We start from the raw sequence: 11,451 nt of genomic DNA on the forward strand, positions 1-11,451 counted from the left end.
GGTCGGGAGAGCGACCGAAATACCGGCTCAACTTCGCTACGGCGTTGAGGTAGGATTGCTGCGTCGCCGGTGACAGATTGCGGACCGTCATGTCCTCGATCATGCGGCGGCGAAGTGGGCTGATCTCAGCCATCGGAAAACCTCCTGTCTGAAGGGTTGGGCTTTGAAAACCCGCAATCCTCTCAGACAGGAGGCAATCCTTGCTATGGCTCCCTACATGCCGCGACAGCGGCTTCGTTCAATCCCAAATCGATTCAACCTAACCCCATCCCGCTTTAGCGATCGGCCAAGAGCGCGATGGAATGGCTGCAATGGTAGTCGGCGCAATAGACCAGGACGCCGCGCGCACCCATCTCGCGCATGTCGCCAAAGGTGATCTTGACCGGGCGGTGTGCGGTTCTCTCTACGCATGCGGCGATCAAAGCGGCGCGCGGGTGAGCTGGCAAAATATCGATCTGTTGGGCGCGGGCAGGGCGGCGAGCTACAGCGAGTCGTAGGTGTGGAAAAGCGCATCTCAAGGAACTGTCTGGGCTGTCGCCAATTGAGTAATCGTCAAACGCGCGCACAAGGGAGTGCGTGTCATGCGCCTTCAGACATTCAGGGACGACCACCACTCCAGACACTTCGACCTGATCGGTGGGAAAAGACACCCCTGGTCAATTGACCTAGTCACGGCAACGGCTGCAGGCATCCTAACTGTAGGCTTCGCATGTGCCCTCGTGGCCCTATGGGGCCGCTAGCGCCGGGTCCCGTGGTTGATGGACGGTTGTTCGAGATCGGCGATCGCGGATCGGTAGTTGCCCGTAAGATCGAGCAGCGCTTCCCGTGCTTCCGATATCTCGTGGTTATCCGCCCGCTCACGCGCGATTCTGCTCAAGTGCTCGCATCTCGTCGGCCCGAGCTCGCACGCTTCCCAGTCGCTTCCCAACGTAGATTTTCTGGAAAGCAAATCCGGGCGATATCGGTATTAAGTCTTTGATTTTGTTGGTGAGCGCGCTGGGGCTCGAACCCAGGACCCCGTGATTAAAAGTCACGTGCTCTACCGGCTGAGCTACGCGCTCCCATGGCCGCTTGATGGCTTCGCTGATCGATCGCCATCGCCTTCGGACATTCGAGAAGCATGTCTTGCCACAACGTAACGCGTCGCGGGGAAAACCGGCAGGCTGTTTCCGGATCATGCTTTCGGCCCGCGCTGTGTAGGGGGAGCGGCCGCTGAGGTCAATAGCGGGCGAGGTTGCCGTAGATCGCGGCAAGGGCGGGGATTTCCGCGCCCATTCCGTGGTTTAGCCCGAAAGTTTCAACCTGCCGACGAACGTCATCCACTTCGAAGAGCAGGTGACGTCCAATCCCGGGGCCGTCGACCCTAGTGCTCCGGCCGCCGTCGGGCTCGCGTCAGTTCGCCTCGCGGCGGACCTCGCTTGCGACCGGCTGCGAGGAACCGGCGGGGCTCGGCAGCGCAACCGGGCGCAGCCCGATCAGTTCGGCGGCGCGCACGGCGCCGTCGCGCCAGAACTGGAACGAGTTGATGCGGCTGAGCTCCAGGATGGCGATCGCGACCGCCGCCAGGAACGGCAGGCTTTGCAGCACCAGGACGCCGGCGAAGATATAGATCTCTGTGATCTGCCGGTAGCTGTTGGAGGCGATCAGGACGCCGGCGCCGATCAGCAGCAGTGCACCGATCACGGCTTCCCAGAACGCCTGGAACTCGATCGACATCCGCGACAGGCCTCCCTTGGAGGTGCGGGCGAAGGCGATGTGCTCGGTGATCAACCCTTGCGCGACCGCGCGCGACACCGTCCACTGCACGCTCATCGCCGCGATCATGGCGCCCAGCATCTGGCCGGGCTTGATCGCGACGCGCAGGCGGTACATCGACAGGAAGTGCGCGAGCGAGACCACGAAGGCGGCGATGATCGGCAGCGTCAGGATCCTGTCGGGGATCGCGATGTCGGCGAAGGCGACGATCGGCACCCAGACGAGGTTGAGGAGGGCGACGACGACGCCGAGGCTTTCCGCACCCAGCCAGTTCAACCAGCCCAGCCCATATTCGCGCTTCTGGTCCTGCGTCAGCCGGCTCGCGCCGGGCAGGAAGCGCCGCCAGTGCTTCTTCACGATCTGCAAGCCGCCATAGGCCCAGCGGTGACGCTGCTTCTTGAAGGCCTCATAGGTGTCGGGCAACAGGCCCTGGCCGTAACGGTGGCGGGTGTAGTGCGTGGTCCAGCCGAGCTCCTGGATCGCAAGGCCGAGGTCACTGTCCTCGCAGATCGTGTCGCTCGACCAGCCGCCGGCCATGTCCATCGCGGCGCGGCGGATCAGGCACATCGTGCCGTGCACGATGACGGCGTTGAACTCGTTGCGCTGGACCATGCCGATGTCGAAGAAGCCGGCATACTCGCCGTTCATGATGTAGTGCATGATCGACAGGTCTTCGTCGCGGTGATCCTGCGGCGCCTGCACGAGGCCGACGCGCGGATCGGAGAACGCCGGCACCAGATCCTTCAGCCAGTCGGGATCGACGACATAGTCGGCATCGAGGATGCCGATGATCTCGGCGTCCGCCGCGGTGCGGTCCATGGCGATACGGAGTGCGCCGGCCTTGAAGCCTTGCACTTTCTCGGCGTTGATGAACTTGAAGCGCTCGCCGAGCGCACGGCAGTGATCCTGGATCGGCTGCCAGAAGGCGGGGTCGGGCGTGTTGTTGATGATGACCACGCATTCGTAGTTCGGATAGTTCAGCCGCGACAGCGCATCGAGCGTCTGCTTGAGCATGTCGACCGGCTCGAAATAAGCGGGGATGTGGATCGACACCTTCGGGCAGTAGTTCTCGGGCACGTCGGCGATCGGCTTGTCCTTGGCAAGCAGCCGCTGCGGCGGCCGGCCGAAGGCGACCGCTGCGATCTCCTCGATGCGCGCCATCGCGATGAGGACAAGGGGAACAAGCAGGATCATGCCGAGCGTCAGCGCGAAGGCCGAGCCGAACAGGAAGTAGTGTCCGTTCCAATAGGCGAACACGATGGCGGCCCAGGCGCCGACGCCGTTGGCGGTGACCGAGAGCAGGAATGCCTGCGGCGCGGTCGGCTGCGACAGGCGCATGATCGGCAGCGACAGGAGAATGCCAACCAGGAGCGCGATCGTCATCAGCTTCCAGTAGTCGGGATTCTCAACCGGGCCGGTCCAGGCGAATTTCGGCTCGCGGCTGGCGTTGAGGATGCCCCAGTAGGGACCGACGCCGCCTTCGAAGAATTTCCAGGGCTGATCGATCGCCTCGACGATGTTGTAATCCATGCCCATGGCTTCGGCGCGGCTGACGAAGTTACGCAGCGTCAGCGCCTGCTGGAACGCACCCGGGTCGGCATGGCGCAAATTGTAGCCCGCGCTCGGCCAGCCGAACTCGGCGATCACGATGCGCTTGCCGGGGAACAGGTTGCGCAACAGGTTGTAGCGATCGACGGCCTGGTCGACCGCCTGGTCCGAGCGGAAGTTTTCCCAATAGGGCAGCACGTGGGCGGCGATGAAATCGACGCTGGAGGCGAGGTCCGGATTGTCGCGCCAGATGTTCCAGATCTCGCCCGTCGTGACGGGAACACGAACCGCGCTCTTGACCTTCTTGATCTTGTCGATGAGGTCCTCGACCTTCTGCTCGCCGCGGAAGACCACCTCGTTGCCGACCACGATGCCGATCACGTTGCTGTTCTTGCGGGCGAGGTCGATGGCGGCCTTGATCTCGCGCTCGTTGCGATCCTCGTCCTTGTCGATCCACGCGCCGACCGTGACCTTGAGGCCGAACTCGGCGGCGATCGGCGGCACCAGTTCGTTACCCTCCGTCGCGGAGTAGGACCTGATGGCGCGCGTGAGGGTGGAGAGCTTTTTCATATCGGCTCGGATCTTCTCCGAGTCGACGGTGGGATCGACGACGTGTCCCGGTTCGAACGGCGTGTACGATAGGCTGGGCAGCAGGCCCTTGAAATCGGGCGCGGGCTCCCTGTCGCGCAAGACTCCCCAGACGCCCGCGTGGAGCACGGACACGAGCAACAGAACGGCGGCGACAACGCGCATCGCGGCTAAACCAAACGGGGCTGAGATGGCAGGGAAGCGGATCCGACCCCGAGATCCGACCGAGTCCGCGGCAAACGGAACATACCTCTGCCACGCCTTTTCACAACTGTCATGACGCCGTGTCGTTTAGCGGCATGGCCTTTTGAGGGCACCGACGATCTGAAAAGCACGAGCAGTGCCAATCGCCGGTATCGCCGATCGTTCCTGAACGGCGGGTGAAGTGATCGCGGCTATTTTGGGGGAGCGGCGGGTGAGGGGCTCGCGGCTGGCGCAGGGCTTGCGGCCGGCTGCGGCGAAGTGCCGGTCGTCGGCGCCGGCGGCTGGGACGCCGCGGCAGCGGCCTGCTGAGGCTGCGCCGCCGGATTGATCCAGCAGGCGTGCACGCGGCTGTCCAGGGTCTCGGCGACCTTCGGATCGATCTGGCCGCCAAAGCGGGTCAGGCAGCGGAATGCCGCCTGGATGTGGCCGCCCGGGCAGCCGAAGCGGTCGTAGAGATCGAGATGGCGGAAGGCGGTATCGAGGTCATCCCGCCACATCAGCCGCACCACGCGGCGGCCGAGCCAGACGCATTCGGGGTTTCCGGCCGGGCCGTTGATGGCCTGCGCCGCCTCGGCGAACTCGTCGGTGCGGCGCTGGTTCTGGTTGGCGTCCTTGGCGGCATCGGCTGGCGTTGTTGCGGCCGCCTTGCCTTGGTCCTGGGGAGCGCCGCTCTGGGCGAGCGCGCTTGAAAGGCCGAGCAGAACGACAAGGGAGGGGACGGCAACATGCCGCAGGACCGCATTCGTTAACTCAAGCACCCGTCGCCGCATAAATTCCCCGATCTCTCTGACGCCCGCGCGAGAACTCCACGGACGCGCGGTGTGATGCCGTCCAAATGGGTCTCCAATGCGGCGGAAAAGTCCCGTTGAATCCCATGACTGGTATTTCGAATTTTGTCCAGCAAAGTCACCATGCTGTGCGGCGGTCGAAGAGCCGCAGGCAAAAGGGGCGGGATGGCAGGTGCAATTGCCGCTTGTCGGTATTGCCCCCTTGGCAGACGGCCTGCAAGCAGGTAATCGACGGACCCTTCGCGGAGGACGGAACCGATTACTCTTCGTACGCCACTGGCGCTCTTGCTCTTATCGTTGGGTGCGATTGCTGCCGTGTGGTGGTGGCTGGCCACGCCGATCACGCTGGCGCGCGCGCCCATCGATCCGAGCTCCAAGCTGCAATGCGTCTCCTACGCGCCGTTCCGCGGCGACCAGACGCCGCTCGACCCCTCGACCCACATCGGGGCCGACCAGCTCGAGCAGGACCTGCGGCAGCTCAAGGAGATCACCGACTGCGTTCGCACCTATTCGATCGAGAACGGGCTCGATCAGGTGCCGGCGATCGCCACCAAGGTCGGCGGGCTGAAGGTGATCCAGGGCATCTGGCTCGGCAGCAACCGCTCCAAGAACTTCTCCCAGGTCGCGACCGCGGTCCGCCTGAGCAAGGAATTCCCCGACACCATCACCTCGCTCGTGGTCGGCAACGAGGTGCTGCTGCGCGGCGAGATGACCACGGCCGATCTCGTGGCCATCATCCGCTCGGTGAAGGCGCAGGTTGCCGTTCCCGTGACCTATGCCGACGTCTGGGAGTATTGGCTGAAGAATCGCGAGGTCTACGACGCCGTCGACTTCGTGACGATCCACATCCTGCCCTATTGGGAGGATTTTCCGGTCCGTGCCAAGTTCGCTGCCGGCCATGTCGAGCAGATCCGTCAGCGCATGGCAGTCGCATTTCCCGGCAAGGAGATCCTGATCGGCGAGACCGGCTGGCCGAGCGAAGGGCGGATGCGCGAAGGCGCGCTGCCCTCGCGCACCAACCAGGCGCGCGTGGTGTCGGAAATCCTGACCCTCGCCAAGGCGCAGGGCTTTCGCGTCAACCTGATCGAGGCCTATGACCAGCCCTGGAAGCGCCAGCTCGAAGGCACCGTCGGTGGCTATTGGGGCTTCATCGATTCCGTCCGCCGCCAGCTCAAATACCCGCCGGGCGAGCCGATCAGCAATTTCCCGTATTGGAAATGGTACATGGGCGGCGGCATGGCCGTCAGCGTGCTGGTGTTCGCAGTCGCAGGCCTGACGCTGCGCCGCCGGCCCTGGACGCCGCGCTTCTCGGCATGGCTCGGCGTCGGCATCTCGGCGACATCAGCCGGCATGCTGTTCGGCATCGCTTTCGACAAGATGTACTACGAGAGCTACGGCTGGGGCGGCTGGCTGCAATGGGGTACGTTGCTTGCTGCCGGCGTGCTGTCGCCGATCTTCTGCGCGCAGGCGCTGGTGTCGGGACGGGGACTGCCGACCTTCCTCGATATCCTCGGTCCCCGCGAGGAGCGCAAATGGTCAAAACTCACTGCGGCGCTTGGGCTAACGCTTGCGGTGACCGCCGTGATTGCAGCCGAGACCGCGCTCGGTTTCGTGTTCGATCCGCGCTACCGCGATTTTCCGTTCGCCTCACTGACCATGGCGGTGGTGCCGTTTGCGCTTCTGATGCTGAACCGCCCGCAGACCGGCATCCGTCCGATCGCGGAGTCGGTCTTTGCCGGCCTCTTGGCGCTGTCGGCGGCCTACGTGCTGATCAACGAGGGTCGCGACAACTGGCAGTCATTGTGGACCTGCGCAATGTACCTGCTGTTCGCGCTCACGCTGTGGCGGGCGCGGGCCGCGCAAAGCCCAGAATAAGCAGCCCGATCGCGATCCCCGACAACACGACGTTGTAGAGCACGATGCCGAGGCCCGCGGCGATCACGCCCAGCGTCAGCAGCACGATCGATGGCCGCATCAGGTTCAGCGTCGCGATCACGAGCGCGACGATGCCGAACACCGAATTCTTGAACAGCACGGTCGCGGTCGCGCGCGCCTTGCAGATCACGGTCTGCAGGCCGGTGTCGCAGGCGAGCGAGACTTGCGAGAACTCGACGGCGAGATAGCGCAGGTAGAGGGCGTAGCCGACGGTGACGAAGCCGACCACGAGCAGGAACTGCACCTGGTAGGGCGTGAGGCGGAACGGTTTCTTCTTCATGGGGCCAATATGGTCGGGAAGGCGGATGCGGGCAACAGGCAAGGCGAAGGCCTTGTGAATTTGCCTCAGAGTCTCACAGTAACGGGCTGAGCTTACTTCAGTTTTTGTTTCGACTGAAGAACGAGGAGATGGTCGAGGCGGCCGTCGTCTCCTGCTTGGGCGGCGCGGGCGCCGGCGGCGGGGGTGGCGGCGGTTCCTCGCGCTTGGTGCGCTTGGAAGAGTAGCTCCGCCGGTGCTGCGGCTTCTCCGGCTTCTCCGGCTTGGCGGTTGCCGGCGGCGTCTCGCCCTGGGGAGAGGCCTGCTGGGGCGCTGCGTCCTGACCGCGCATCGACAGCCGCTGTCCATCGAACACGGTGGTCTCGCAGGCCCGTTCGTTCTCGGTGAGCCCGGCGCAGATCCTGGCAGCGGCGGCCGCATTCACCAGAGGACCGGCGCCGAGGCGGAGCTGCATGCCGGCGCCGGTCTTGCTCTCCTTGATCATGATGATCGGCCGGAGGTTGGCGATCTCCGGGTTGGACTTGATCAGGCCCTGCCACAGCGCGCGCAGGCCACCGATCGAGTTGGCGCTGCCGAGATCCACGGCAAACCGGGTCTGCTGCACCGCTATCGCGGGCGCCGGCGGCTCGCTCTCGGCGGCCTCGGGCTCGGTGTTCGGTGCCGCCGTCGCGACCTCGGTCGGCGATGCTGCGTCGGCCTTTGGCTTGTCGGCCTTGTCCGTTCTGTCGGCCTTGTCGGGCTTGTCAGCCTTCTCCGATTTGTCTGCCGTTTCCGGCTGGACCAGCTTGGATGCGGCGGGATCGGGCGGCGCCATCAGCGATTTGGACGCAACCAGCGGCATGGTCGGCAGCCCGGCAGGCGGTGTTGCGGATTGCGGAACGAGCGAGGCCGAAGCCGCGGTCTGCGGCGTCGGAGCAGCCTGCTGCTTCGCCTGTTCCTTGACCTGATCCTTGCTCTGTTCCTTGGCCGGCTCTTTGGCGGCGTCCGCCCGCGGCTTTTCGCTTGATGCAGGCGTCGAGGCGACCGGCGCGACGTTTGGCGCGGCGGGTGACGGCGAGGGGGTCGGCTGCGCGGTGGCCGCTTGAGTCTCCTGCGCCTTCGCTGCTGGCGTCTGAGGCGCTGCATTCTGCTTTGCGATTGCGCCGGTGACGGAATCGAACCCTTGCTCCAAAACCGTGACGCGCGAATAGAGCCGGTCGCGATCGGTGTTGAGCGTCTCGATCGCGGACGCCAGCCTGCGGGCTTCGCTCTGGCTCTCCCTTGTCAGCATCTGGAGCCGATCGGCCTGGCGCGTGAAATCGGCGGCTGCGACCTGGTCGCGCCGCCAGCCGAGCTGCGCCTGATTGGCCATCACTGCGATCACCACGGCGCCGACGGCCCCGACGCCCCACGAGCCGAGGCGCCACATCATGCGGCGATCGAACTCGTTCTCCTCAGCCAGGAGTCCGGCGAGAAGACCACCGGATTCCCTGGTCTCGAAGACGCCGGCCAGTGGGTCGGAATCCTTTGCCATGATTGTTAAGTGCCCAGCCCTGTCGAGCTTCCCCGAATCAATCAGGGAACATTAACAGGAAAAGCGGGATGCACTTGAATTCCGGGCATTTGCGGGGGTAGCAAAACGCCTCTATGACGACGCGTAATGCAGTTCGCGCCGATCGGAAGCGATTCGGCCGACACTGGAATCACTGGGGATCTCGATGACCGCCCGCTCCAGCCTCACGATCGTACTCGCCGCCGGCGAAGGCACGCGCATGCGATCGAGCCTGCCAAAAGTGCTGCATCCGGTGGCGGGGCAGTCGCTGCTCGCCCATGTGCTCGCGGCAGCGCCGAAGGGAACCGACACGTCGCTTGCGGTGGTGATCGGGCCCGACCATGCCGCCGTTGCGGACGAAGCGCGGCGCATCCGGCCGGACGCGCTCACCTTCGTGCAGGCCGAGCGGCTCGGCACCGCGCATGCGGTGCTGGCGGCGCGCGAGGCGATCGCGCGCGGTGCAGACGATCTGTTGATCGCATTCGGCGACACGCCGCTGATCTCGGCCGAAACGTTCGAGCGGCTGCGCGCGCCGCTCGCGAGCGGCGCGGCGCTTGCCGCGCTCGGCTTTCGTGCCGCCGATCCGACGGGCTACGGCCGGTTCATCGTCGAAGGCGACCGCCTGGTTGCGATCCGCGAGCAGGCGGATGCGAGCGCTGAAGAGCGCAAGATCACTCTGTGCAATGCCGGCGTGATGGCGCTCGACGGGCGCCGCGCGCTGGCGATCCTCGACAAGATCGGCAGTGCCAACTCCAAGGGCGAATATTATCTGACGGATGCGGTCGGCATTATCAGCGACAAGGGATGGGAGGCCGTGGTGATCGAGACCGGCGAGGACGAGGTGCGCGGCATCAACACCAAGGCGCAGCTTGCGGAAGCGGAGAGCGTAATGCAGGCGCGACTGCGACGAGCGGCGATGGACGCCGGCGTCACGCTGATTGCGCCGGAAACCGTCTATCTCGCCGCCGACACGACGTTCGGCAAGGACGTGACGATCGAGCCCTTCGTGGTGATCGGTCCCGGCGTGTCGATCGCCGATGGCGCGGTGATCCACTCCTTCTCGCACATCGTCGAGACGTCGCTCGGCAAGAACGTCTCCATCGGTCCCTATGCGCGCCTGCGGCCCGGCACCTCGCTCGGCGACGGCGCCCGCATCGGCAATTTCGTGGAGACGAAGGCCGCAACGCTGGAAGCCGGCGTCAAGGTCAACCATCTCTCCTACATCGGGGACGCGACCGTCGGCGCCAATTCCAACATCGGCGCCGGCACCATCACCTGCAACTACGACGGCTTCAAGAAGCACAAGACGCTGATCGGGAAGGGCGCCTTCGTCGGCACCAACTCCTCGCTGGTCGCCCCCGTCAAAATCGGCAACGGCGCCTATATCGGCTCGGGCTCTGTCATTACCAAGGACGTGCCTGACGATGCGATGGCGCTGGAACGCAATCAGCAGACCATTCGCGAAGGCGGCGCCGCGCGCTATCGCGAGATGAAGACCGGCGCGAAGAAACCTGAAAGCTGAGCTTCGCTATTCGTCCTCGGCGAATTCCGAGAAGATTGCGCGGGTCAGGCGCCAGCCGCGCGGCTTGGCGCGCTTCACGGGTTCGCCAGCCTGGTGCTTGACGAAGACGGGCTTGCTTTCCTTGCCGCGTTGCGGCGGCGGCCAGTGCGCCAGATGCGTGCCGGCGGTCTCGCTCGCGCGCAAGTAATTGGACGACAGACCCTTGCGGTCGGATGAGCCTCTCATGACCGTATCTCCTGCGCGGGAATCGTTGGCCAAACTTGTTGACAGCAAGTTAATGTGCAGGGTTAAAGGCCAGCCAATTCGCCGCACATTAGGGCTACCGCCATTTGGTGCTGTCGCAATCCGCAATAATTATTGAGTTTCTGGTTCCTTCCGAGTTTCGATAAAAACCGATCGCGTCGTTTTGGCCATTTTTCGACGATTTGGGGGATATTGATCCGCATGTGCGGGATTGTCGGCATTCTCGGGCGCGAACCGGTTGCAGAGCAATTGGTGGATTCGCTCAAGCGGCTCGAATATCGCGGCTACGACTCCGCGGGTGTTGCCACGCTCGAAGGCGATCACCTGGAGCGCCGCCGCGCCGAAGGCAAGCTGAAGAACCTCGAGGCGCGGCTGCGTGACAAGCCGCTGAAGGGGACNANCGGCATCGGNCACACCCGNTGGGCNACCCACGGCAAGCCGACCGAGCACAATGCCCATCCGCACGCCACNGAGCGCCTCGCGGTGGTCCATAACGGCATCATCGAGAATTTCCGCGAGTNGCGCGAGGAGCTCGAAGCGAAGGGGACGNTGTTCCGCACCGAGACCGANACCGAGATCGTTCTGCATCTGGTCGACGATCTGCTCACGCGNGGTAACAAGCCGGTCGANGCGGTNAAGCTCGCCTTGAGCCGGCTGCGCGGCGCGTTCGCGCTCGGCTTCATCTTCGCGGGCGAGGGCGACCTGATGATCGGCGCCCGCAACGGTCCGCCGCTCGCGATCGGCTACGGCGACGGCGAGATGTTCCTCGGCTCGGACGCGATCGCGCTNGGTCCGTTCACNGACACGATCAGCTATCTCGAGGACGGCGACTGGGTCGTGCTGACCCGCAACAGCGTTGCCATCTTCGACAAGGACGGCCGCGCCGTCCAGCGCGACAAGATCAAGCATGCGGCCTCAAGCTCGCTGGTCGACAAGGCCAACTACCGCCACTTCATGGCGAAGGAAATCCACGAGCAGCCCGAGGTCGTCGGCCACACGCTGGCCCGCTATGTCGACATGGCATCCGAGCGCGTGTCGCTGCCGGTGAAGCTGCCGTTCG

Annotated in this window: 9 protein-coding genes, 1 tRNA gene and 1 pseudogene; 4 read left to right on the top strand and 7 right to left on the bottom strand. The window is 64.6% G+C overall.

Features of this window, described 5'->3' with window-relative positions; translation table 11 throughout:
• On the bottom strand, window positions 1-133 hold a 133-nt coding region (locus YUU_RS62150; protein ID WP_027527960.1), incomplete at its 3' end, for a phage integrase N-terminal SAM-like domain-containing protein.
• 178 nt (window positions 134-311) lie between these two features.
• Between YUU_RS62150 and YUU_RS59800 the strand changes: the two genes are divergently transcribed.
• On the top strand, window positions 312-497 hold the full coding sequence (locus tag YUU_RS59800) for a hypothetical protein (protein ID WP_156944912.1): 186 nt from the start codon (window positions 312-314) through the stop codon (window positions 495-497).
• A gap of 488 nt (window positions 498-985) precedes the next feature.
• On the opposite strand, the gene YUU_RS0144610 is transcribed toward YUU_RS59800, so the two are convergent.
• The 3 genes from YUU_RS0144610 to YUU_RS0144620 all read right to left on the bottom strand — a co-directional run bounded on the left by YUU_RS0144610 (window position 986) and on the right by YUU_RS0144620 (window position 4,865).
• Window positions 986-1,061, bottom strand: a tRNA-Lys gene (locus YUU_RS0144610).
• 331 nt (window positions 1,062-1,392) lie between these two features.
• The gene (locus tag YUU_RS0144615) at window positions 1,393-4,056 is read right to left on the bottom strand and encodes a glycosyltransferase (protein ID WP_027527962.1); all 2,664 of its coding nucleotides are present in this window, start codon (window positions 4,054-4,056) and stop codon (window positions 1,393-1,395) included.
• 230 nt (window positions 4,057-4,286) lie between these two features.
• The gene (locus YUU_RS0144620) at window positions 4,287-4,865 is read right to left on the bottom strand and encodes a hypothetical protein (RefSeq protein WP_027527963.1); all 579 of its coding nucleotides are present in this window, start codon (window positions 4,863-4,865) and stop codon (window positions 4,287-4,289) included.
• A gap of 333 nt (window positions 4,866-5,198) precedes the next feature.
• Between YUU_RS0144620 and YUU_RS0144625 the strand changes: the two genes are divergently transcribed.
• Window positions 5,199-6,758, top strand: a complete 1,560-nt coding sequence (locus tag YUU_RS0144625; protein ID WP_027527964.1) for a beta-1,6-glucan synthase — start codon at window positions 5,199-5,201, stop codon at window positions 6,756-6,758.
• On the opposite strand, the gene YUU_RS0144630 is transcribed toward YUU_RS0144625, so the two are convergent.
• A complete protein-coding gene (locus tag YUU_RS0144630; RefSeq protein WP_027527965.1) occupies window positions 6,718-7,098 on the bottom strand; it encodes a hypothetical protein in 381 nt (126 codons plus the stop codon). The two genes, YUU_RS0144625 and YUU_RS0144630, sit on opposite strands and share 41 nt — an antisense overlap.
• Before the next feature lie 97 nt (window positions 7,099-7,195).
• A complete protein-coding gene (locus YUU_RS0144635; protein ID WP_027527966.1) occupies window positions 7,196-8,608 on the bottom strand; it encodes a hypothetical protein in 1,413 nt (470 codons plus the stop codon).
• A gap of 184 nt (window positions 8,609-8,792) precedes the next feature.
• On the opposite strand from YUU_RS0144635, the gene glmU reads away from it, so the two are divergent.
• Window positions 8,793-10,148: a bifunctional UDP-N-acetylglucosamine diphosphorylase/glucosamine-1-phosphate N-acetyltransferase GlmU gene (gene glmU, locus YUU_RS0144640; RefSeq protein ID WP_027527967.1), complete on the top strand. Its 1,356-nt coding sequence runs from the start codon at window positions 8,793-8,795 to the stop codon at window positions 10,146-10,148.
• 6 nt (window positions 10,149-10,154) lie between these two features.
• On the opposite strand, the gene YUU_RS0144645 is transcribed toward glmU, so the two are convergent.
• Complete coding sequence (locus YUU_RS0144645) at window positions 10,155-10,373, bottom strand: hypothetical protein (RefSeq protein WP_027527968.1); 219 nt, start codon at window positions 10,371-10,373, stop codon at window positions 10,155-10,157.
• A gap of 219 nt (window positions 10,374-10,592) precedes the next feature.
• Between YUU_RS0144645 and YUU_RS0144650 the strand changes: the two are divergent.
• Window positions 10,593-11,451, top strand: a pseudogene (locus YUU_RS0144650) (glutamine--fructose-6-phosphate aminotransferase); the annotation flags it as partial.

Source organism: Bradyrhizobium sp. Ec3.3 (assembly GCF_000472925.1).
GTDB lineage: Bacteria > Pseudomonadota > Alphaproteobacteria > Rhizobiales > Xanthobacteraceae > Bradyrhizobium.